We start from the raw sequence: 23,240 nt of genomic DNA, 5'->3' as shown, positions 1-23,240 counted from the left end.
ACTTAGTAATACATAATAGTTGGAGGAACAATGGAAAATAACACAGAAATGCTGAAAGGCGTTTTGGAAGGGTGTGTAATGCAAATTATAAGCCAAGGAGAAACTTATGGTTATGCTATCACACAAAAGTTAAAAGAACAGGGCTTCACTGATGTGGTTGAGGGGACTGTTTATACTATAACTTCCAGACTTGAGCGGCAAAAACTACTTGAAACAGAAAAAAAAGCTTCTGAAAAAGGGCCAGCGCGAAAGTTTTTCAAGCTTAATGAAGCAGGAGAGAAAGAACTCGAAGCCTTTTGGACGAGGTGGGATTTCATTTCAGATAAACTTTCTGAGATAAGGAGACTACAATGAATTTTTGGGATAGAATTACAGGCAGAGATATGACTACTGCTAGAGCGGATTTTGAAAAACGCGTCGCTTACTTGCCAGAGTCTTATCAAAATATATGGGCGGACTTGGATACCGAAATCCAAAGATACAGTGATTTGACAGGGAGAAACCTTATACCCATCTTATCTAGCCTACTGGACTTTTTTGAAGAAACAGCTTCAGATCAAGAGGATGTATCAGCTGTGATTGGAGAGGATAAGGAAGCTTTTGTTGCAGAGCTCTTCGATCAGCGCAAGCCAATCCCAAATCAGTCCTACAGAGACAAATGTCGGGAGCAGCTCAATCGTAGTGTGATGAAAAAACTAGGAAGAGGGTAAAATGAACCTGCAAGAAATAATAGACGGAAAAAAAGATTGGCTTGCCTTACAAGCCAAGGTAAAGAAATTACCCAAAGACTATTACATTGTCAATAAAGAAATTCAAAAATACTTTTTCAAGATTGGCGTGACCGATACTCAAGTTTTCTGGGAACTTTTGGAACTTTTTGAAGACGGTGCACAACGCAATATAGATGTTTTACAGTTAACGGGAGATGATGTAGCAGCTTTTAGTGACAGCTTACTTGACCAAAATGAGAGCTAAGAAGTAAAAAAAGAAGCCTGTCATATTTGTGACAGGCTTTTTAAAAGGGGCAAGTTAATGTGTAACACGTTTACGATTTGCTTTTTTACGACTTTCTTGAGCAAATTCCCATTTTTGTTCAACTGGATCAATCATACGTTTTTTGTAAATTGCACCTGCAGTAAATAAAGCCGCAAGAGTCAAGACGTTACCAGCAACAAATCCAGTAATAAGATTTTTATTCATAGCTATACCTCCAAGAGTAATTTTTAGCGTGCGAGACGTTTACGTTTTGCGCGTTTTTGACTTTCTGTGAAGTGATTTTCTTTAAAGTTAGGACGCATCTCAGCATCAATCAAACCTTTATGTTTAGCTACCATCATAGCTGTTCCAGCAACAGTGATTTCAATGGCTTTACCGATGAGGTAGCCTTTAATAAATTTATTCATTTTTTCCTCCCTGTACATCTTTAACAATACTACTATTTTTTCTTTGAGAAACTTATAAATTTATTATAACACTTGCAAGGCTTTAAACCCAGCATTTTAAGCTGCCTTTCTTACGAAAGGTCGGATAAAAGAGTTAAAAATGTTATAATGAATAAATATGTTCATTCTTATTGGGCAGAAAATATAGAAATTGAATATCAGAAAAGTAAGTATATGAAGAAGAATAAAGTTTTAGTGGTCGTAGGGCCTACAGCTGTAGGAAAAACGGCCTTGGGCATTCAGCTGGCTCGAGAATTTGATGGGGAAGTTATCTCTGGGGATTCTCAGCAAGTTTATCGTGGTTTAGATATTGGAACGGCTAAGGCCAGTAGAGAAGAACAAGCAGCAGCTGTACACCATCTGATTGATGTGAGAGAAGTAACGGATAACTATTCAGCTTTTGACTTTGTTCAAGAAGCAAATCAATCCATTGAAAAACTTATTGTGCTGGGCAAGGTACCCATCATCGTGGGTGGGACAGGTCTTTATATCCAAAGTCTTGTTGAAGGATATCATCTAGGTGGGCAGGACAATCATGAGGAAATGATGGCCTTGCGTAAAGATTTAGAAAAATTATCAGATGAAGAGTTATTTGCGCGTGTCAGAAAACCAATCCCAGAACTGAATCGCCGCAGAGCTATTCGTTTTTTAGAGTTAGAAGCCTTTGGTACAGGGGAGAATTCAGCGTCTGAGTATGAATATTGTATTATTGGACTAAATACTGAGAGAGAAAAGCTGTATAAACGGATTAACCAGCGTGTCGAACAGATGGTGGAAGAAGGCGTCTTGGAAGAAGCTCAATTTTTATTTGAAAAGCATCCAGAAGTGCAGGCAGCCAAAGGAATTGGCTATAAGGAATTTTTCCCTTACTTTGCAGGTGAAAGTTCTCTTGATGAAGCAGTGGAGCTTGTCAAAAGAAATTCAAGAAGATATGCCAAGCGCCAATTAACTTGGTTCCGAAACCGAATGAACGTAGACTTTTATGATGTTTTGGCGAGTGATTATCCAGAAAATGCTATAATATGTGCAAGAGAATTTTTAAATAAGGAGGAAGAAAGTGAAAGATAAGGAATATATTGATTTAGGTTTGAAATACGGAGGCTATATGGCTCAAGACCGTGCATTTTTAGAAAACCGTTTGGGAAGTTTAACAGATGAAAAAGAAAAAATGCTTTTGGTTACTCCTCCTTCAAGTGTAATCAATGCTTATTTTGCAGAACTTTATCAAAAACGATCACCTCAAGATGCAACGGACTATTTCTTTCAATTATCGCGTGATTTGAAAATGTTCCAAACCCAGCCTAATTTTCACTTAGAAGGAAAAGATGGAACAGAGAATTTCCGCTTTATGCGTTTAAACATTTCCGGGAAGTCTTTTGGTTTCTGTTACCGCAATGAGCAGGAAGAAGCCGTTGTCTTCAGTGAGTTTCCACTTAAAATAACTACCCAAATTATTTATGAAATTGCCCAAATTTTTCCACATTATGTCTTAGAACAAGAAGGGGATTACCTGATTATGAAGAAAGTGGAGTTTAATGGGGCTTTTACTGATGCGCAAGAATTGTCAGATTTAACGACATCAGATGAAAATGAGAATTATATTCGTTTGATAGGCTACAATTTTGAAGATTTAGTACTCCAAGCGGAAAAAATTCGGTATATTAAACCTCTTCTTTATCAAGCAGAGCAAAACAAGTGTTACATGTACATTTCTAAGGGATTTTGACTTGAAAATTCTAAAGAATGACGTATAATTAGAAGAAAGGAGAGTTTTATGTTGACAATTTCACTTATTATTACAGTGCTCATCGTGATTCTTATTTTGGCGAGCGCGGGGACACTATTTTATGTTATTAAACAACAAACTGTGGCAATCATTGAGCGGTTCGGGAAATATCAAACGACATCTACAGCTGGTTTTCATGTGAAATTGCCTTGGGGAATTGACCGTGTAGCTGCACGCATTCAATTACGCTTGCTGCAAAATGAAATGACTGTAGAAACAAAAACAAAAGATAATGTTTTTGTGACGATGAATATTGCCACACAATACCGTGTCAATGAAAACAACATAAAAGATGCGTACTACAAATTAATGAATCCCTCAGAGCAAATTCAGGCCTATATCGAAGATGCTCTACGTTCAGCGGTTCCTAAGTTAACTTTGGATGAAGTATTTGAGAAAAAAGATGAAATAGCTTTAGAAGTACAGCATCAAGTTGCAGAAGAAATGACAACCTACGGGTATATCATCGTAAAAACTTTGATTACTCGCGTGGAACCTGATGCAGAAGTAAAACAATCAATGAACGAGATTAATGCGGCACAGCGTAAGCAAGACGCTTCACAAATGCTGGCAAATGCCGAAAAAATTAAAATCGTGACTTCAGCTGAAGCCGAAGCTGAAAAAGATCGCCTACGTGGTGTCGGTATCGCCGAGCAACGTAAAGCTATCGTGGATGGACTTGCACAACAAATCCTTGAAATTAAAAGTACAGGTGCAAGCTTAACAGAAGAACAAATTATGTCGATTCTTTTGACTAACCAATATCTAGACACTTTGAACCAATTTGCTGACGGAGGAAATTCAACGATATTCCTGCCAGCAAATGTAGATGGTGTTGAAGATATGCGCACTCAAATTATAAGTGCTTTAAAAACAAAATAAAAAGATCACTGGAAAGTGATTTTTTTATTTTCAAATTAAAGACGGCTTAAAAGATTTTAAAATAGTGCGTGGTATTATACTGAATCTATATAATAATAAAGAAATGGAATAAAAGAATGTAAAAAAATAATCGTTGACAAAAAAAATTTTTGTGATATAATAGAGTAGTTGAAAAGCAGAAGCACCCGCTTCTCGCCTGAGTGGTAATAGCCCTGGGCAACGAAATGGAATTATTCACAAAACGAATGTTTTCATTAGCGGGGCGCGTATGCGTTCCGCTTTTGTTTTTCTAAAACTTTTTTAGAAGGAGAATAGACATAGCAAAACAAGACAACAGAAAACCTTTGATGAACGGTCAAATTCGTTCACGCGAAGTACGTCTTATCGGCGCTGAAGGCGAACAGCTTGGTGTTACACCAACCGCTGTGGCACTCACTCAGGCCGAAGACCTTAACATGGACCTGGTTTTGATTTCCAATCAAGAACCACCAGTTGCAAAAATTATGGATTACACTAAATTCATGTTTGAGCAAAAGAAAAAGCAAAAAGAAGCTAAGAAGAAACAGGCAACTGTTACTTTGAAAGAAGTTCGTTTGAGTCCAGTTATTGATAAAAATGACTTCAATACAAAACTTCGTCAAGCGATTAAGTTCCTTGAAAAAGGAGACAAAGTTAAAGTTTCAATTCGCTTTAAAGGTCGTATGATTACTCACCAAGATGTGGGTCGTCAAGTAATGGATGAATTTGCTGAGGCAGTGAAAGATATCGCTGTAGTAGAGCAAAAAGCCAAAATGGATGGTCGCCAAATGTTCTTACAATTGGCACCAATCAAAAAGAACTAAGTTCTTATTATTAACCAAGGAGAATTAAAATGCCAAAACAAAAAACTCACCGCGCATCAGCTAAACGTTTCAAACGTACTGGTAATGGCGGTCTTAAACGCTTCCGCGCTTACACTTCACACCGTATGCACGGTAAAACTGTTAAACAACGTCGTCAACTCCGTAAAGGCCGTATGGTTTCAGCAGGTGACTTCAAACGTATCCGCCGTATGGTTGCGAACATGCGTTAATAACAGTTCTGTGGACTGTTATGCATGAGAGCAATTGACGAGTAGGCGGAAGCCGTACGAGGAAGAACATGCGTTAATAACAGTCCTGTGGTCTGTTATGCATGAGAGCAATTGTAGCAAACAGTCCAAGACTGATTAACTCATAAGCAAATATATAAGGCTTATATGATTTCACTAGAAATCAATCAACTATAAAAATTAACTGTCACTGACAGGATAAAAATTTTCTAAGAAACAAGGAGAACACACATGGCACGTGTTAAAAATAGCGTTGCAACTCGCAAACGCCGTAAACGTATTTTAAAACTCGCTAAAGGTTACTACGGTTCTAAACACCGTCTTTTCAAGACAGCTAAAGAACAAGTAATGAACTCATACTACTACGCATTCCGCGATCGTCGTCAAAAGAAACGCGACTTCCGTAAATTGTGGATTGCACGTATTAATGCAGCTGCACGTATGAATGGTCTTTCATACAGCAAAATGATGCACGGTTTGAAATTGGCTGAAATTGAAGTCAACCGTAAAATGCTTGCTGACATTGCTATTGCTGACGCAGCAGCTTTCACAGCTCTTGCTGAAGAAGCTAAAAAAGCATTGGCTAAATAATTTTAAGAAGCTTCCTTTGTGGAGGCTTTTTTTGTTTTATAAAAATAGTAGGCTTTAAATATATGGATATATTTTTACTTCCTTTTAATAATTTTTTATCCTTATCTGAGTAAATACTATCTAATCTTTATACGATAAGCTTTTTCACGTAATTTAAAAGTAATAAACTTCATGAAAAACAAATATTGATTTTCAGTATACTAAGATTATGTACCTTATATACCTCTCTAAATATTGACTAATAAAGGCAAAAAAGACTTTAAAGGTGGAATATACACAATAAGTCTGAAAATTCTTTTTTTTTTGAACTGTAAAAATAACAGAATTTTTTATATAATCAACAAGGAGAAAAATAAGAGGGCTAAAAATTGGAATTATCAAAAGAAATTAATAAGTTGTGTTATTTTAGACAAAAAATAACAAAAGAAAATCAAGAAGGTGAAGAATATGAGCTCTTGCTCAGATACAAAGATGGAGATAATTACTATTTTCCACAGGCTATTTTTGATGAAATAACAGCTAATGAGGAATCCCATGACCTCTACATTAGACATATTGAGAAACTACTTCACGAAAAATTATTAAAAGATTCGAATACTTATACTATAAATTTTGATTATCAAGAATTAAATTATCCTGAGACACTAAGATTTCTCACAAATTTTGAATTTAAGGATCGTTTAAAAATTGAAGTAACAGAAAATTTCCTTCCTAATCCAGAAATAGAATTTGACGAACGAAAATTTATCAGTATCCTGATGGAACTACAAAAATTAGGATATGAGCTTGCACTTGATGATTTCTTAACAGGTATAAATACATATGAATTTTTGTTCAAATTATGGGAAGTAATATCTAGAGTGAAAATATCAGTATTGAAATTCAAGAAATTTCTTAATAATGATGAGCTAGAAGTGTTTTTGATGTCAATTGCCGAAAGCATCTCTTTTTTAGAAAAAGAAATAGTTATTGAAGCAGTGGAAAATGAGAAGTTACTTTCCCAATTTCCTAGCGAATGGTATCAACAAACTTTTTATTATGATAAACCGCATTTATTTTGATTTGAAAAGATATTTTATGTGAACAAATGTGACCAGCTGCACGTGAGTAGAAAGTGTTAAAAAATAGAAGTAAACCTTATTGCAAGGTCTATTTTTAATGTTCTAGCTTGTGGGACAGTCAAACAGATAATATAAGGAGAAAATATATACAGAATGAACGTAATTAGTACAGTATTAGGAGATAATTTCTTTATCAAAATACTGCTCATTCCAACAATTTTAGGTTTAAACTTTTTAATAAAAAATACTATACAGAGAAAGTACTCCAGGGGAGAAATGGGAGTAAAGAAGGAGTGGATTATTTCCACTACCCTTTTTACAATAAGTGCAGTTATTTTAAAAGTATTATTTGTTGAATTAGACATCTTATCTCCAAATACAAATACATATCTACTAAATGATAGTGCTTTATACTTCACGGCTATTTGTATCTGCTATATGACCATTGGGTACTATAAATACATGGAATACTCCGTACTCATCTTATTCCTTGTCTATTATTATTTTTTCATATATTTTTGGGGCTTTGAGTTCCAGTCATCTTTCTTCGTTATTTTAAGTTTATTTTTATTTTGGAGCTTGATTTTTGTTATTGCTAGGTACAGAAAGATTGTCATAAAAAAATATTATTTATATTTTTCAATAAGTATGGGAATTGGAATAATTGCAGAGCTACTGTGCCTCTCAGAATTTGCTTTCAGTTTTGAATTATTAATAGGCGTATTACTAAAGTCTAGCGCTTTACTCGCTCTAAATAAAGTAGTAAGTAAACTTCTAGGAATTGTAATAGAGGAGTTTTCTGAGTTAAAAGAGCAGAGCTATATCGATGAGCTTACCGGGGTCTCGAATATTAGAAAGTTTTATGAAGTTCTAGAGCAATTATTGCACAATAAGACTTTTAGACATTTTTCACTCGCTTTATTTGATATTGATTCATTTAAAAGTATAAATGATAACTATGGACATACTGCTGGAGACGATGTTTTAAACCAAACATGCAGAATAATAGAAAAAGTTTTTTCTGAAAATAAGGTACATGGTCAAGTATTTAGATACGGTGGTGATGAGTTCTATATTATAATTAGAAAAAAAGCCAATAAAGATATTCAGAATGTGATGGAACAGATTAGACTACAGGTAGCGAATCATAATTTTAAGTATAAAGACACGGATTTTAATATATCATTGTCTGTGGGAGTTTGTGAAATTACGGAGCAAATAAAGTTTGGTGAGATACTAAACACGGTAGATGAGAAGCTATATTCAGCTAAAGCAAACGGTAAAAATCAAATCGTTTACTAGTTGTTTTAGAAAATAGAGATATAAAAACTAAGAAAACAGATGTGAGCATCTGACTCCTATAGAATTTCAAGAAAACAAATCATCCATTGCTTACGTTTTGAAAACACGACAGTTACGCTCTGTCGTGTTTTATATGTTCATACTAAGAGAGTTTTATTAACAGGTCTTTCCCTTTGTGTGACTCTTACAGTTAATAGTAATTCACCAGATCTATTTTCAAAAGATAAGATGAAAAATAAATCGTTAAAAATATAGATTTTATATTCAGAATATTATTTCGAATAAAGCAAATACATGGTCTATAGAAGTTAAAACATGATATAATAAAAAAAATTTTATCCACAAAGTAATAACTAGAGAGGAGTGTGATCTATTGGTTTATAAAAAATATGGTGAAGTTTTTAAAGAACTGAGAAAACAACATCGAAGAACTTTAAAAGATTTTGAAAAAGTAGGTATATCGAATGCTACTTTGTCACAGTTTGAAAATGGCAAATCCATGCTTGCTTTTGATAAATTAGAAGCAGCTTTACATGAAATGCATGTGACAATGGCTGCCTATATCCTCATGATTAATAATGGGGAATCAGAGTATTTTCTCAGCGAATTTATTGAGATTGATAAGGCCTCTATCACTAGAGATACTGATAAATTAAAGAATATATATAGGTCAAATAGTCTGTATGGAGCTGAGGAAGACTGTGCTATATCTGTAGCTGCTAGAGCGGGTTATGAAGAGTTGTCTCCCAGTGATAAGGAAATTATTGAAAAATATTTTACTTCTTGTATTCTGTGGAGCAGGTATGAATTGTATCTTTTAATTAATACCGCTGAACAGATAGACAGTTCACTCCTCATTGAGTTAATAGATAAATTTTTTAGTAATAAATATTACTACTTGAGAGAACGTCAAGAATTTAAACATTTAGTGGCTAGAATATTGGTGAAGGGGATACTTTATTTAATTAGGAATAATAGAGCTAGCGAGGCGCAGAGGATGATGAAACAACTTGAGCAATTACCTACAGAGTTTGAATTAACTGAAAGAGTAGCTTATATGTTTTTAGAAGGTTGTTTCATGATGAAATTTTTGAGTTTTGAGAATGGTAGCAAGGTGATTAGAAGATGTTTCAGGATACTTACCGATATTAATGGTGTAGCTTTTAAAAAGATGATGAAATTTGAATACGAACGCGTCTTACAAACAATAAAAGAAGGCTAGCTTCCTAAGAATATTATATATTGCGATAGGCTAGCAACCAGTAGGGTTTAATATCACCCTGTAAATGTGATGTTCTTTTATTTAGAAATCAAATATCAGAATATTCAGTTTTTAAATTCTACATCATCCAATACGATTTATACAGTGGTAGCCACGTTTAATGGCATATTCCTGATAAAAAATGAGTTGTATATTATTACCTTATAGGTGAAATGTATTGAACCTCAGTGACATACTGTGTTATACTAGCTCTATGAAGTTAATCGCTTACACAAATGTCTATAAACAGGCAGTTATAGACTTGATACTCCATATTCAAAAAGACGAGTTTGGGGTTGCTATTGATCTAGAAGATCAACCAGACTTACAAAACATCCTAGAACATTATAGTCAATTTTGGTTAGCTGTTGATGAAGAGGAAGGAGTGATAGGCACACTTGGCATCGTCAAGTTTGACAAACAGCAAGCCGTCTTAAAGAAGATGTTTGTAAAAGCGGACTATAGAGGGAAAGCTGTTTCTAAAGCCCTTTTAGAGTCCTTATTTGAGTATTGCCAAAAAGAAGGAATAAAAGAGGTTTATCTAGGAACAGTAGATAAGTTTAAGGCCGCCCATCGCTTTTATGAAAAAAATGGATTTGAATCTATTCAGGAAAATAATCTGCCAAGTCATATGCCAAGAATGGAGGTTGATACGATATTTTATAGAAAAAATATCTAGCAATTTTAAAATTAGAAATGTAACCGCATACCTTGTATAAAAAGCGTCTTAGCTTGTTTTTCACTTGAAATAAAGGCGGAAAAATAGTAAAATCATAGTGTATTAAAAAGTGCAAAAAGCACTTAAAACAATAAGGAGATAAAAATGTCAATTATTACTGATGTTTATGCTCGCGAAGTCCTTGACTCACGCGGTAACCCAACAATCGAAGTTGAAGTTTACACTGAAGACGGTGCATTCGGACGCGGTATGGTACCTTCAGGTGCTTCAACTGGTGAACACGAAGCTGTTGAACTCCGTGACGGTGACAAATCTCGTTACCTCGGTCTTGGTACTCAAAAAGCTGTTGACAACGTAAACAACGTAATCGCTGAAGCAATTATCGGTTACGAAGTTACTGAACAACAAGCTATCGACCGTGCAATGATCGCTCTTGACGGTACAGAAAACAAAGGTAAATTGGGCGCTAACGCTATCCTTGGTGTTTCTATCGCTGTTGCTCGTGCAGCTGCTGATGAACTTGGTGTTCCACTTTACAACTACCTTGGCGGATTCAACGCTAAAGTATTGCCAACTCCAATGATGAACATCATCAATGGTGGTTCTCACTCAGACGCTCCAATCGCTTTCCAAGAATTCATGATCGTACCAGTTGGTGCACCTACATTCAAAGAAGCGCTTCGTTGGGGTGCTGAAATCTTCCACGCTTTGAAGAAAATCCTTAAAGCTCGTGGTCTTGAAACTTCAGTTGGTGACGAAGGTGGATTTGCTCCACGTTTCGACGGTACTGAAGATGGTGTAGAAACTATCCTTAAAGCTATCGAAGCTGCTGGCTACGAAGCTGGTGAAAACGGCGTTATGATCGGTTTCGACTGTGCTTCATCAGAATTCTACGAAGACGGCGTTTACAACTACGCTAAATTCGAAGGAGAAGGTGGTGCTAAACGTACTGCTGCTGAACAAATCGACTACCTTGAAGAATTGGTTAACAAATACCCAATCATCACTATCGAAGATGGTATGGATGAAAACGACTGGGATGGCTGGAAAGCTCTTACAGAACGTTTGGGCGATAAAGTTCAACTCGTTGGTGACGACTTCTTCGTTACAAACACTTCTTACTTGGCACGTGGTATCAAAGAAGAAGCTGCTAACGCTATCTTGATCAAAGTTAACCAAATCGGTACTTTGACAGAAACATTTGAAGCAATCGAAATGGCTAAAGAAGCTGGCTATACAGCTATCGTTTCTCACCGTTCAGGTGAAACTGAAGATTCAACAATCTCAGACATCGCCGTTGCTACAAATGCTGGACAAATCAAAACTGGTTCACTCTCACGTACAGACCGTATGGCTAAATACAACCAATTGCTTCGTATCGAAGACCAATTGGGAGAAGTTGCAACTTACAAAGGTCTTAGCGCTTTCTACAACCTTAAAAAATAAGGTTTAGATAGTTTTGATTAGCGATATATATTGCTTTTAAAAATACTCCATCACTGTTTGGATTCAAGCAGTAAAGGGGTATTTTTTCTTATCGAAAATGGTGCAGCAGTTTCCCATAATTTAAGAACCAATAGACCTATATAAGGGCGACTGGTGTGCTATAATAAAAAGATGAAAAAGGCAAATGAAGATCGTGTACACGAAATTTTTAATAATATCTCCGCAGATTACGATAAAATGAACGCAATTATTAGCTTTAAGCAACATGATTTGTGGCGTATCAAGACAATGAAAAAAATGGGCGATTTATCTGGTATGACTATTTTAGATTTGTGTTGCGGGACAGGGGACTGGACTTTTGACCTTTCTAAAGCTGTAGGAGATAATGGCAAAGTTATAGGCTTGGACTTTTCAGAAAATATGCTAAAAGTTGCAGAAGATAAGCTTACTAAAAAAACTATTGGTAATATTGATTTTATTCAAGGAAATGCTATGAGTATTCCTTTTGAAAAGGAAATGTTTGATGTAGTAACGATTGGTTACGGACTGAGAAATACCCCCGATTATCTTACAGTTCTAAGAGAGATACATCGTGTTCTTAAACCCGGAGGAAGGGTAGTATGTATTGAGACTTCTCATCCGACTTTACCCATTTACAAGCAAGCTTTTGAACTTTACTTCAAGAAGATTATGCCTTTTCTCGGGAAAGTCTTTGCAAAGTCTTTGAAGGAGTATCAGTGGCTTCAAAAGTCAGCAGAAAATTTTCCCGATGCTAAGGCTTTGGCCCTTCTTTTTACTAAAGCAGGATTTTCTTCTGTAAATTATCAAAAACATGGTGGCGGGGCTATAGCCACTCACTTTGGAACGAAAGTTTCCACAGTTAGTAAAAACAATTTACAGTAAGATTTTAGAGAGTAAAACACTAAATTTACATTTGTAAACTTAGTGTTTTATTTTCTGAATTTTAAGTGGTATACTGACATCATATCAAACATATCAATGTGAACAATAAAGAAACGAGAATAAAGATGTATACAAAACCATTTAACATTAAAAAAGTTACTTTGAGAGCTTCTAATCAACACGCAATGCGCCTTTTCTATGAGGAATTACTCCACTTGCATATTGCGGAGCAAACAGAGGATTCGATCTCTTACGCTTTTCGAGAAAAAGAAGCGCCTTTTCTAACGCTTGAGTTTGGTGGCAAAGCAAGAGCTCAAAAGACTACTGGTCTTTTTCATTATGCGATACTTTTTCCAGACCGTGCTTCAAAAGCTGGTCTCATCGAGCGACTCATCAAAGCAAACTACCCTCTAGGAGCCGGTGACCATCTGGTGAGTGAATCTTTCTACCTTAACGATCCCGAAGGAAATGGCATAGAACTCTATCACGATCGTGAGCCCCAGAGTTGGACTTGGAATGAAGGACAAGTGGAGATGGGTACCTTTGCTGTGGATATTGAAGCTGTTCTGGCAGTCAAAAAAGCTGGCTCTTTCAGTTATCCCGCACAAATGAGTATCGGCCATCTCCATTTTACGGGTAATTCCCTCGCGAAGGCAGATGAGCTTTTTATCAAGTTACTTCACGCTGACTTAGTTGCCCAAGTCGGTGAGACAGCTCATTTTTACTCACAAAATCATTATCACCATCATTTCGCGACAAATCTATGGGAAGGAACAAGACTGGAAAAAAGAAAGAGACAAGAAAATGGCATTCTGGCTTGGGAGATAGAAGTAGGAAGCGAGTACTATGAATCTCTACGTGAACGTCTTGTAAAAAATAAGATAGTTTATGAAACTAAAGGAAAAAGTCTTCTCCTAGAAGATCACGTGGGCGCTCAGCTTGTGATCACACCGATATAAAAAAGTTGCTGGCTGATCAAGGCCGCAACTTTTTTTATTTGGTAAAGCACATCACTTTAAGAAGCATCGCCAACTTGACTTAGTGCAAAAGTATTTTTTTCTTGAATTAATAATTCAAGCAGCTGGAGAACTTGAAAAAGGCCCGCTCGATTTTCAAACTCTTCACGTGTTTGAGGCAAATCCATTTGACGATAATTAGAATAAGCATTCTCAATCTTCCGTAATAAGTCGCTGCCATCATTATTTGCAGCATAGGTGAGCGATAAGGTTTCAAAGATATTAGAAACTTCAGCTAGGTGCTTACTGTCTACATCTATCTGCTCTAATTTCATGATAATATCTTTTAAAAGGGTAATCTGGATATGTCGCATATCAAAGTAACGCTGGTAAAAAGTATTATTTCTTAAGAGATTATTTTCGGATTTTTCAGTGGCTATTTTACTGCTTGTTTCGATGAGCTCAAGAAGGGTGTCGCATTGTGCAACGAGTTCTTTGAGGTTTTGTTTTTGATTTAAGCAAATGACCAGACGGGCTGAAATATTTTTAAATTCTTTTTCGAGGATGTTAAGATTATTTTCGAGGAGTTTTTCGTTACTTGGCATATAGATATTGGCTATAAGCGCTAAACCTACACCAATAAACATTAAGGAAAATTCATTTCCGACCAAAGAGAAAGTTATTTCCTGCGCCAAAAGATAGTGAGAAAAAAGGACAGAATTTACAACAATCCCCTCACTGGTATTTGTTGCAACAGAGATAGGAATAAATAAAAGTAAAAATATACCAAATGATACAGGTGTGAAGTGAAAGAGGTTTAAAACAATAAAAGCAAGTAAGGTAGCTATGACTAGCCCTAAAACGCGCATAAATCCTAAGCGGAGGGTGCTTTTTTGAGTATTGGTAATTGAGAGAATCGCAATAATCCCTGCACTTGTAGCAGATTCTAAGTGGAAGAATTGTGCAATAATGATAGCTAAAGTTGCACAGATTGCCGTTTTGATTGTTCTTTGCCCTATTTTGATATAGCGGTAATTCACATTTTATCTCCTTGTGGTAGTGTAGAAGCGGTGGTAGAAGTTAACTTGAAATTAAAAACTTCTCTTAACTAGAGTTATTATACCAAAATACCAATAGAAAACAGATTCTATAATCCCCAAATTCTTATAAAGAAGTATTTTCACTAATTTTCGAGAACAAATGAGGCGAGAAGTAAGAAAAATCTGTGTATAATAGAAGGTAAGAGAATAAAGGAGAAAAAATAAACAGATGAAAAAGTATATTATTGTAGGGATGTTTTCGTTCTTACTCGGAGCTATAGTAGCCTTAGGCATATCTAATATTACTCAATCACCTGCTACACCTATGGCCAAGGAAAGTTCGAGTTCGACAACCTCTGAGGACAGCAGTTCTTCAAGTATTTCCTCTGAGGTGAAGACCACTCCGTCTACCACAAGCAGTAGCGAGCAATCCATATCTTCTCTCTATAACCTTGTCCCCCCTCAAAAGACTTATAAAAATTTAATTGTAGCTAAGACTGCGGAAGCAGAAGCTTATATTCAAATGAATGGCTACAACCTGACGAGTAAAACCAATAATGTCTTGAACGAAAAATCACTCATCAGTGAAGCCTCAACAGAACTACCTAATCCAGTGGATACTTCTGGAAAGGAAAGCTATCTTTATTTTTGGGCTAATGATACACAAGCCAATGAGCTGGGAGCCGTTCGGGTGAATGGGCAAGTCGTTTTCTTCAAAGCAACAGATACTTACTTAAGCAATTTGCGTTAAAAAAACAGGAATATATCCTGTTTTTTTTTGTGTGGAAAAATCTACCTTCTACATGGACATCCATACAGGCTCTAAGCAGTTGCCATCTGGATCTTGGACTTCCAGACCGTACATAACCTCCTCAGGAATGCCATTGTCGAGGTGAATAGACTGTCCGCCGTTTTGACTGGCGCGTTGGCCAAAGTCTTTGACAGCATCTGCACTAGGGAGAGTAAAGGCAGCAAGAGCTCCACTCACTTTATGAGTATCAGCGATAGTTTTATCTCCGATAAAAGTTTGGTAGCGCTCATGTGACAAGAGCATGATATAGAAGTTCTCATCCCAAACCATACAGCTTACTAAGTCATCAGAAAAATCAGGGTTCTTTGTAAAACCAAGCTTTTCATAAAAAGCTGTGGATACCTCAATATCTGTAACTGGGAAGTTTACGAAAACCATTGTTGCCATATTCAAATCCTCCTTTGAATAATTTTGGGGTCAAAATATTCTTAACTTTAAGCTAATTGTAGCATAAATGATTTTTTTTACCGCTTCATTAGACTGAAAAATACAACGTGGAAGTATCAGTGTTAAGCTAAAAAACGAGCAGGTTATTCAATTATCATGAAATTAAGATTGTTTTTTAGGCGATATTGCGCGGGAGAAATCCCTTCTATTTTTTTGAAAATATGAATAAAGTGGCTCTGGCTAGAGAAGTTGAGTTTGGATGCAATCTCTTTGTAACTCTGGTGCGTGAGCATCAAGAGATGTTTTGCTTCAAAGATTTTTTTCTCATTTATATAGCCATGTATAGTTTTTTTCATTTCTTTTTTGAAATTTGAAGAAATATAGGTTTTATGCCTTCCGACATAGTTTGAAAGTTCTTCTATCGTAATTTTATTGTAAATATTACTATCGATATAATATAAAATTTTTTTAACCATATCGCTTTTTTGAGTATAGGGAAAATGATGAATAAGTTCGATAAACATATAGGAAGATTCTGTTATAAAATGAATACAATCTTCCAGATTTCTCGCTTTTTCAAGCGACTTAATTAATGAATCCGATAAGCTGTAGGCTCTTATTGCAGATATTCCACTGTTTATACTGATACGAGTAAGTAAGGTGATGATTGCAACGCACTTGAATTTTACACTTTCTAACTTATTGGATGATAATTGAGCAGTGTAAGTGGTTCTTATTTTTTTTATGATCCATTCAATTATCCGAGGCTCATTACGTCGTATAGCATCTAAATAACGTTTCTCTAGTTCAACGGAGTCCTCAAAAGAATCAGTGAAACGTCTTGACTCGATACTTGACTTAGAGAGATGATAAATTTCGTGCAAAGATTCTTCTGAATTAAGCCATTCAGGAGGTGTTGGAAGTGGAGTTTTTTTTAATAAGTTATGAACAAGAGCGATAAAAGTAATAAATTCTTTTCTTTGGATAAGATTGCTATTTATAATTGATGAAGAAGTGCCTGCTTCAGCGATATCGGACACATCCACTAAATTTTGAATAGGTTTGGGACCAATAAGCACTGCAAAAAAGGGTTTATCTTCAAAGTAACAGTCAAAACTTGAATATATGTGGCCGTTATATTGAAAATAGTCCACTTGCTCAAAATTTGGCGAATGCTTCGTTAATGCCGCTTGTAGCTCGACTAAGCAAGTTTCATCTTTCGGAAAAGTAAAGAGTTCTTCTCCCTGACTTATAGTTATAGGTACGCCATATTTGAGGGAAAGTTCTTCTAATATAAACTTAAGTGTAGCTTCCATAGTGTAATCCTCCATTCCATATCTTAGTAAATTATAACATATAATACTTTTGTGCTATATACTATACTATTTTGATATATCTAATGGTTTTTTTATTTTACAATAAAGAGAGTAGCGAATGTATGAAAGGAGAAGTGTAGCCTAAAACATATCATTCTAAATTAAGGATTAACGACGACTCTTTTAATTTATAAGGTGAAAGATTCTGTCTATAGTCAGGGTGTAAGTAGATTTAGACACGATTATTCTAGAAAGGGCAATAACAAAAATAAGATGAACTATAAAAAAATTAAATTTCTCATAGCTGTATTTACTCTTTGCTTGATTCCGACGCTTTTTCCATCCAGTACAAAAGCAGATACCGCGGGGTTTTCGGTAGTCCCAATATTAGATGAAAATCAAGTCAAACCAGGCCTTGGTTATTTCAATCTCTTGTTAGACCCGAGCCAAAGTAAAAAACTAGAGTTTAACATTTACAATAATGGAGATGAACCCATAAAAATAGAGACGACGTTTGGGACGTCTTTTACTGGAGATGCTGGTAATGTCTTATATACTCCCAAGAAGTATAAGAGTGATTCATCTTTAGAGATTAATATTAAAGAGTATGTAAAACTGCCTAAAGAAGTAACTGTTCCTGCTCATAGTAAAATGATAGTTGCGGCAGAAGTAACAATGCCGAAAGAAAAATTTACTGGAGTTATTGCGGGAGGATTCAACTTCAATGAAAAAGATACACAAGAAAATGAGAACAAATCAAATAACTCAAAAGATTCTACTTCTATAACAAATCGCTATGCTTACGTCATAGGTCTAGTCTTGCAAAACAGTGTAGAAAAAGTTCAACCAGAACTTAGCTTAGGAAAAGTGGGTGCCTCTCAGAGAAATAACCGTAATATTATCAGTGCAAATTTGCATAACTCTGCTAGAGCCTACCTCTTGGATATGGATGTTGATGCTGTAGTTAAGAGCACTAAAGATGAAAATGTTAAATACACTTTCAACAGCTCTTCAATGGAAATGGCTCCCAATTCTAACTTTGATTTGGCCATTCCTGTCTCTATCCAAGGGGCATTAAAGGAAAACCAAACTTCTGAACCCTTAAAACCAGGTCAATATAAAATGACTCTAACAGTATTTGGCGGAAAAAATAAGAATGGACGCTACCAAAAGCTAACCAACGGACAAGTTACAAAATATGATAACAAATGGACCTTCAATAAAAGTTTTACCATCACTGAGGCACAGAGTAAGGAATTAAATTCAAAAGACGTCACAGTTGACCAAAAAGATGAAACGCCTTGGCTTCTTTATATTCTCGTTGCTGTTGTGTTCCTCTTAATCTTTATTATCCTTCTTTTGTTATTTAAGCAGAGAAAACAAACCGCGAATCTGAAAAAATAATTTTTGCCATAATAATTTGGAAAGAAGGGAGTATTGATGACTTGAAAAAAACTATAATCTTTATTTTGGTGATTGTCCCTTGGTTAAGTAGCGTTGTTTTTCCCACAAAGGTAGAGAGTTCGTCCTATCAGCAGGAAGCAACGATAACCTTTATCGACAATCCTAATTTACCGCGAGCCCCAGCCCCCGGTATCGCTCCAGGAGAAAATCCTATCCTCATGGTAAACGAGGAAAGACGACTTCCAAAAACGAATGATTCTAACTCTAGTTTGATTCCTTTAGGAGTTTCACTAATTTTTACTTCAATTACTATTTTCTATTTAGCTACAAATAGAACAAAGATGCACAAGACAATCTGAAAATTAACTCATTTTAGAATAAAAAAAAGGAAAGAGAAACATTATGAAAAAATCAATCACTCTATCATCATTGACCCTCATGACTCTTGCATTATCAGCAACAAGTCTATCTCTAGCAGTATCAGCTGATACAACTGCTACATCGGAAAATACGGTAGCTTTTAATGCCCCAACAGAAACAACAACGCCTCCAGATGTTGTGAACCCGACGGACCCAAATGAACCGGCAAGTTTAATTCCTTCACAACCAGGGGCACAGGCTGTAGACTTTGTCTCTGCAATTGATTTTGGTACACATACTCTTGATGGTGCTACAACAACATTTACAGGTGCCGTAAAATCAGGGACAACTGGCGATGCAGGGACACCGATACTTGCATGGCATGATTTAGATGGGGCTTCTCCTGCAGTATCATATACGATTACAGCGGAAGTAACGAAAGCCTTTGGGTTAGAAGGCGCAACAGTTACTTACGGTGGTGGAACTCTTGTGAACTCTTCAGGAGGTGAAGCCACTGCTACAACAGGTATTGGTACCCCTGGAGACCTCGTTTTAGGAGAAGAGGGAACAGCGCAAACTGTAATCACTGGTACAGGTGGTTTGGATGGACACTTTGTGAATAAGTTTAGCGCCGTGTCACTTTATGTGCCAGTAACTTCTCAAACTGCTGGGACTCATTCCGCTACAGTTACGTGGACAATGACGAATGCTGTATCATAATTACAATATAAATCAATGCTTCTCGGATTAAAGAGGAGCATTCATGATTTGAGAGGAGATATTAATGGCTAAAGTACAAAACTTACTCAAAAAGTCAATAAATATAACAACATCTACACTACTTTTGTTAAGTGCTTCGTTGTCAATCTCAACTCTAGTATTCCCTGACCATCCTGCAAAGGCGGATACAAATTCAACTAATGAAGTCCTGGTTCCTGGTGTTACATCAGATACAGGCGATCACAATTATTCAGATCTACCTATAAGCACTATTCACAGTATGGGGACTTGGCTTGCTTTAGGCACGACCCAAGAAAATGTACCTGGTACAAACTGGTTTGGGATGGCTACAAACGGAACAAACCAAGCTGGCTATGCTATCTTTAAAGGTGCGATGGATGCTTCCCAACCGTTCTCTATCTCAGGTTACTTTAGGACGGCCTCTTCTGGTGCGAATTACAAAGATTCTGGGGATTCAAACGGATTTATTTTGACTCCCGAATCAATTAATCAGATTAATTCGAATGCTACTAAATATACTGGAAACTCTAACTCGGCTAAACCAGTTATTTATCCGACTGGACCAGGTCTAGGGATTGGGGGATTGAGTGGCTCTATTTTTGCTGGGCGTGACCTCTACTATAATTCTCCGACATCAGGGACCGCTGCCGATGCGGATAAGAGTGCCATTGACGGGATTTATAATGGTTCAGGTACAGGAGTCTCAGGCTCATCGCCAGCCATTTCAATAAGAACAACAAGGGATGCTTCTGGAGCTTCTATTATCTCAGGTGATGCTTCAGTGGGCACGGCTGGAGAACTTGTGTATGGTAAAGGGAGCACAACCACTACTGGGGTAGGTGTAAACTTAGGCTACCCCAATGCGGTTGGACCTGATACGAGTTATTTTACATTATTCGGAAACTTTAGTACTCAGGATGATACCATGACTTTAACATGGTCAAATCCAGTCGCGTCTGCTGATGAGAAAAGCTATACAGGAACGCTGAGCTTAACAGTACAAGGAATGTCCGCGGATGGCATCGCTACAGGAAATCCAGTTACTATTACGCAGACATCCGTAACTATTCCACGCACAATCTCAGTCGGAGCGATAGGGGCTACAGGTGGAAACTATGGAAGTTTATCATTTTCAAATAACAGCAGTCTTATTAACGGTAACAGAGGACAAAAAGATGTTAAAGTAAACTATATAAACTCTGTAACAGGTAAAAAAATCTCAAGTTCTGAAACTACTCCTATTAAAGCGAATGTCGGTGATATTGTGAATGTATTGTCTCCAACAAAGACAGGAAGTTCAACATCTGGTCTTCCGGGGAAGTATGAATTTACAGCTCCAACTAATGCAACTTTCAATGCGCTTACAGGTTATACTTTTGAAAAAATTACTTATGGTGGAGTATTTGATGAGTCTACAGGTACTCTGACAGGAGATGGAGTAAATGATCCTAACGGCTCAGCAGGTACTAATAATGGAATAACTGTTTCAAACTTTGACAATCTTGCTAATCCGAATCAGATTAATATTTTCTATACCCCCACAATGCAAGAAGCATCTTTTGCTACGGGTTATTTAGCTGGAACACCCGGAACTTCAATCGTGGGTACAGTTGAACCTAATAATATTGAAGTGGCGCTACCCTCGGTGACTCCGACTACCCCAGGTTTTGCCAGCCCTCTACCTACATATACTTCAACTTCAGCTTACACCGATGCTGTTGCACCAATGCCCCAAGTGAGCAATATGCCTGTAGGCTACAGTGTTCTTCAGGTTCTGACCTCAGGCGGGAAAGTATACACGACAGAAAGTGCTATCACAGCAGGTTATTCTAGTGCGCTTGCTTATGCTCTGGCTGACAACCCTTTAATTGACCCAGGAAATAAAGACTTTGTTGGTGTACCCAATAAGTTTTTGGTTATCTTATCTCCAGATCAACACAGTGCTACATGGAAATACCAATATGACAACAACACCCCAGGTTACAATGGTAACGAGGGGATAGCGGCTCTGCCAACCCTCCCGACAGTTCCCACTCAGGAAGGTGTTACGGGTCTGCCGATAACAGATCCGGGAGTTGCTGAATTACCTGCAGGATATGAAGTTTCCCAGATATCAGATGCCACGGGGACTCACTATGGGCCATCAGAAAACCTCACTCTTCCGAGTGTTTTCCTGAATAAATATTTTCCATATATATTTATGAACCCTGCAACTTACACAGATTCTACTATGAATACTCCCGTTTTTGGTACTGAAAGTTCGTTCACCTTTTTAGTTTCAGCACTGCCACAAACTGGTGAGATAGAATTTAAGTACAATGCTGGTACTCCAGGAACAGATGAAGAGGGGAATCCAGTGGTGGATTCGGAGGGAAATCCTACCCCTGTTATCGACGAAAGCAAGGGCACATTAGGTATTGCTTCTAGTTTGCCTCCTACACAAGCGTTGAATGGGTTAACTGGAGGAAGTTTATATTTTGACTTAAGCAAAACGATTCCAACGGGATATACGGTCGACACAGTAGTTGGGCCAGATCATATTAAATATACGGATGATACTGTTTCTGGGAAAACAGCCGTGCAAGCGGCTTTAGAAGCCAATCCTTATTTTGAAGATAGTTCACAGTCTACAAATAGTTTTACAATCTATCTAAGAGCCGAGAGTAAAACTGCCTCCATAGCTATTAAAATGGATAATTCACAAACACCCAGTGGCACGGTAATTCCTGATGAACAGAACTTTGTTTTGGGTGAGGGATCAGTAGGAGAGCCGATACTGCAGTCTGATATCGAGAAGGCACTTACGACTTTAACGAGTGGAGGGGGAGTACTTGATATAACGAGCTCAACATATGATAACTGGAATGTCACATCGCTAAGTGGGCCGGGCAATACGATAATTAGTACAGCAGGAGAAATGAATAATCAAATTGCTGCGGAAAAATTATCGGATTTGGTTGCTTCTCAGCCTTATTATTTAGCTGGCAACAGTGTCTATGAGATTCACATGAGTTATAACGGAACACTCTCTTTGAGGGTCCCCTCAACGATCGACTTCGGCAACCATGAAATTTCGGGGAAATCCTCCACTTATAAAGGGAGTATGGAAAAAAGTGTGTATGTTATTGATAGCAGAACAACGCCAACGGCTTGGACATTAAAGGTACAACAATCTTCACCGCTCATCGGATATGGAGAGAATACAGGAGTAATCATTCCTCAGCTGGAGTTATCTGGTTCCTTGCACTTTGTAGATACACAAAGTAATGATACGCTACTTACAGATGACACATCTGCTACAGTTTATCAACAGACGTCAGGCTCAAATGAGTTGGTTGAAGCAATGACTAATAGCAATGAAGGAGAGAAGGGCTTTTATCTGGATACACTTGCCAATAAGCAAATTTCCAAGTGGTATGGTGACAATGTTGTATATAAAGGGGAAATATTGTGGACTGTATCTAATACACCATGATGTAAAATATTATAATTTATTGATGAATAAGTTTGATAAATATTTTATATAAAATTAATAACAGAATGCGAAATAGAGAAAAGCAATTTTCTCTATTTTATTTTTAGACTTTCATAAAGTGAGGTGTGGCTATACGGATAAAATATGCTGGAAAAGGTGACCAAAAACTGGCTGAAAGCAAAGAACCCATATTTTGAAAGCTAGGCAAAAATGAAGATATGAAAGAAGCCTAAGGAAATAATTTGTTTTAGCTTTGGGAAGAAAAGTATTCCAATGTGTTAATTAGGGTGTTTAGAGAAGTTTGAGG

At 36.8% G+C, this 23,240-nt stretch carries 26 protein-coding genes and 1 other annotated feature; of the genes, 21 read left to right on the top strand and 5 right to left on the bottom strand.

Annotated elements, in window-relative coordinates:
- Positions 1 to 30: 30 nt before the first annotated feature.
- Genes I6G50_RS06015 through I6G50_RS06005 form a run of 3 tightly spaced genes read left to right on the top strand, consistent with a single transcriptional unit; the run spans position 31 to position 975 of the window.
- Positions 31 to 354 carry a PadR family transcriptional regulator gene (locus tag I6G50_RS06015; protein WP_197908244.1) on the top strand — a complete coding sequence of 108 codons (324 nt, stop codon included), beginning with the start codon at positions 31 to 33 and terminating at the stop codon, positions 352 to 354.
- Positions 351 to 710: a DUF1048 domain-containing protein gene (locus tag I6G50_RS06010; protein ID WP_081166054.1), complete on the top strand. Its 360-nt coding sequence runs from the start codon at positions 351 to 353 to the stop codon at positions 708 to 710. Before I6G50_RS06015 ends, I6G50_RS06010 begins: the two co-directional genes overlap by 4 nt.
- A 1-nt stretch (position 711) precedes the next feature.
- Entirely contained in the window at positions 712 to 975 is a 264-nt protein-coding gene (locus I6G50_RS06005) for a DUF1048 domain-containing protein (protein ID WP_003136681.1), read from the top strand.
- A gap of 54 nt (positions 976 to 1,029) precedes the next feature.
- Here I6G50_RS06005 and I6G50_RS06000 read toward each other — a convergent pair whose 3' ends face one another.
- Both I6G50_RS06000 and I6G50_RS05995 read right to left on the bottom strand, forming a co-directional pair.
- Positions 1,030 to 1,200 carry a DUF3042 family protein gene (locus I6G50_RS06000; RefSeq protein WP_003136682.1) on the bottom strand — a complete coding sequence of 57 codons (171 nt, stop codon included), beginning with the start codon at positions 1,198 to 1,200 and terminating at the stop codon, positions 1,030 to 1,032.
- Positions 1,201 to 1,223: 23 nt separating this feature from the next.
- On the bottom strand, positions 1,224 to 1,403 hold the full coding sequence (locus tag I6G50_RS05995; RefSeq protein ID WP_003136683.1) for a DUF3042 family protein: 180 nt from the start codon (positions 1,401 to 1,403) through the stop codon (positions 1,224 to 1,226).
- A 213-nt stretch (positions 1,404 to 1,616) separates the two neighbouring features.
- Between I6G50_RS05995 and miaA the strand changes: the two genes are divergently transcribed.
- The 13 genes from miaA (at position 1,617) to I6G50_RS05930 (ending at position 13,402) form a co-directional block, all read left to right on the top strand.
- Complete coding sequence (miaA, locus tag I6G50_RS05990; protein ID WP_197909416.1) at positions 1,617 to 2,510, top strand: tRNA (adenosine(37)-N6)-dimethylallyltransferase MiaA; 894 nt, start codon at positions 1,617 to 1,619, stop codon at positions 2,508 to 2,510.
- Positions 2,500 to 3,168: a hypothetical protein gene (locus tag I6G50_RS05985; protein ID WP_197908243.1), complete on the top strand. Its 669-nt coding sequence runs from the start codon at positions 2,500 to 2,502 to the stop codon at positions 3,166 to 3,168. Before miaA ends, I6G50_RS05985 begins: the two co-directional genes overlap by 11 nt.
- A gap of 57 nt (positions 3,169 to 3,225) precedes the next feature.
- Positions 3,226 to 4,110, top strand: a complete 885-nt coding sequence (locus I6G50_RS05980; protein WP_180376126.1) for an SPFH domain-containing protein — start codon at positions 3,226 to 3,228, stop codon at positions 4,108 to 4,110.
- Between the two features lie 167 nt (positions 4,111 to 4,277).
- Positions 4,278 to 4,403, top strand: a sequence feature (ribosomal protein L20 leader region).
- Between the two features lie 54 nt (positions 4,404 to 4,457).
- The gene (infC, locus tag I6G50_RS05975) at positions 4,458 to 4,952 is read left to right on the top strand and encodes a translation initiation factor IF-3 (protein ID WP_219336262.1); all 495 of its coding nucleotides are present in this window, start codon (positions 4,458 to 4,460) and stop codon (positions 4,950 to 4,952) included.
- A 29-nt stretch (positions 4,953 to 4,981) separates the two neighbouring features.
- Entirely contained in the window at positions 4,982 to 5,182 is a 201-nt protein-coding gene (gene rpmI / locus I6G50_RS05970) for a 50S ribosomal protein L35 (RefSeq protein WP_003133063.1), read from the top strand.
- A 249-nt stretch (positions 5,183 to 5,431) separates the two neighbouring features.
- The gene (gene rplT, locus I6G50_RS05965) at positions 5,432 to 5,791 is read left to right on the top strand and encodes a 50S ribosomal protein L20 (protein WP_003136835.1); all 360 of its coding nucleotides are present in this window, start codon (positions 5,432 to 5,434) and stop codon (positions 5,789 to 5,791) included.
- A gap of 368 nt (positions 5,792 to 6,159) precedes the next feature.
- A complete protein-coding gene (locus I6G50_RS05960) occupies positions 6,160 to 6,852 on the top strand; it encodes an EAL domain-containing protein (protein ID WP_003136836.1) in 693 nt (230 codons plus the stop codon).
- Between the two features lie 153 nt (positions 6,853 to 7,005).
- Entirely contained in the window at positions 7,006 to 8,154 is a 1,149-nt protein-coding gene (locus tag I6G50_RS05955) for a GGDEF domain-containing protein (RefSeq protein ID WP_197908242.1), read from the top strand.
- A gap of 373 nt (positions 8,155 to 8,527) precedes the next feature.
- Entirely contained in the window at positions 8,528 to 9,376 is an 849-nt protein-coding gene (locus I6G50_RS05950) for an Rgg/GadR/MutR family transcriptional regulator (protein WP_197908241.1), read from the top strand.
- 253 nt (positions 9,377 to 9,629) lie between these two features.
- The gene (locus I6G50_RS05945) at positions 9,630 to 10,094 is read left to right on the top strand and encodes a GNAT family N-acetyltransferase (RefSeq protein WP_197908240.1); all 465 of its coding nucleotides are present in this window, start codon (positions 9,630 to 9,632) and stop codon (positions 10,092 to 10,094) included.
- A 144-nt stretch (positions 10,095 to 10,238) separates the two neighbouring features.
- Complete coding sequence (eno, locus tag I6G50_RS05940) at positions 10,239 to 11,540, top strand: surface-displayed alpha-enolase (protein ID WP_003136698.1); 1,302 nt, start codon at positions 10,239 to 10,241, stop codon at positions 11,538 to 11,540.
- Positions 11,541 to 11,711: 171 nt separating this feature from the next.
- Positions 11,712 to 12,443: a demethylmenaquinone methyltransferase gene (locus tag I6G50_RS05935; protein WP_197908239.1), complete on the top strand. Its 732-nt coding sequence runs from the start codon at positions 11,712 to 11,714 to the stop codon at positions 12,441 to 12,443.
- A 125-nt stretch (positions 12,444 to 12,568) separates the two neighbouring features.
- Positions 12,569 to 13,402, top strand: coding sequence for a VOC family protein (locus tag I6G50_RS05930; protein ID WP_197908238.1), 834 nt, complete (start codon positions 12,569 to 12,571; stop codon positions 13,400 to 13,402).
- Between the two features lie 56 nt (positions 13,403 to 13,458).
- Here the strand turns inward: I6G50_RS05930 and I6G50_RS05925 are convergent, their stop codons facing one another.
- Positions 13,459 to 14,439 (bottom strand): aromatic acid exporter family protein, encoded by a 981-nt coding sequence (locus I6G50_RS05925; protein ID WP_081166079.1) that lies wholly within the window; start codon positions 14,437 to 14,439, stop codon positions 13,459 to 13,461.
- Positions 14,440 to 14,668: 229 nt separating this feature from the next.
- Between I6G50_RS05925 and I6G50_RS05920 the strand changes: the two genes are divergently transcribed.
- Positions 14,669 to 15,190 carry a hypothetical protein gene (locus I6G50_RS05920; protein WP_081166082.1) on the top strand — a complete coding sequence of 174 codons (522 nt, stop codon included), beginning with the start codon at positions 14,669 to 14,671 and terminating at the stop codon, positions 15,188 to 15,190.
- A gap of 48 nt (positions 15,191 to 15,238) precedes the next feature.
- Here the strand turns inward: I6G50_RS05920 and I6G50_RS05915 are convergent, their stop codons facing one another.
- A complete protein-coding gene (locus tag I6G50_RS05915) occupies positions 15,239 to 15,637 on the bottom strand; it encodes a VOC family protein (protein ID WP_081166085.1) in 399 nt (132 codons plus the stop codon).
- A gap of 143 nt (positions 15,638 to 15,780) precedes the next feature.
- Positions 15,781 to 16,953, bottom strand: a complete 1,173-nt coding sequence (locus I6G50_RS05910) for a helix-turn-helix domain-containing protein (protein WP_197908237.1) — start codon at positions 16,951 to 16,953, stop codon at positions 15,781 to 15,783.
- Between the two features lie 273 nt (positions 16,954 to 17,226).
- On the opposite strand from I6G50_RS05910, the gene I6G50_RS05905 reads away from it, so the two are divergent.
- The 4 genes from I6G50_RS05905 (at position 17,227) to I6G50_RS05890 (ending at position 22,933) form a co-directional block, all read left to right on the top strand.
- Positions 17,227 to 18,357, top strand: coding sequence for a DUF916 and DUF3324 domain-containing protein (locus tag I6G50_RS05905; protein WP_232252338.1), 1,131 nt, complete (start codon positions 17,227 to 17,229; stop codon positions 18,355 to 18,357).
- A 41-nt stretch (positions 18,358 to 18,398) separates the two neighbouring features.
- Positions 18,399 to 18,716, top strand: a complete 318-nt coding sequence (locus I6G50_RS05900; RefSeq protein ID WP_197908235.1) for a hypothetical protein — start codon at positions 18,399 to 18,401, stop codon at positions 18,714 to 18,716.
- 43 nt (positions 18,717 to 18,759) lie between these two features.
- Complete coding sequence (locus tag I6G50_RS05895; protein WP_197908234.1) at positions 18,760 to 19,437, top strand: WxL domain-containing protein; 678 nt, start codon at positions 18,760 to 18,762, stop codon at positions 19,435 to 19,437.
- Between the two features lie 64 nt (positions 19,438 to 19,501).
- Positions 19,502 to 22,933: a WxL domain-containing protein gene (locus I6G50_RS05890; protein WP_197908233.1), complete on the top strand. Its 3,432-nt coding sequence runs from the start codon at positions 19,502 to 19,504 to the stop codon at positions 22,931 to 22,933.
- Positions 22,934 to 23,240: the final 307 nt, after the last annotated feature.

Source organism: Lactococcus garvieae, assembly GCF_016027715.1.
In the GTDB taxonomy this organism is placed as follows: Bacteria; Bacillota; Bacilli; order Lactobacillales; family Streptococcaceae; genus Lactococcus; species Lactococcus garvieae_A.
The sequence above is the reverse complement of the archived record's forward strand: the minus strand, read 5'-3'. Positions and strand labels throughout refer to the sequence as shown.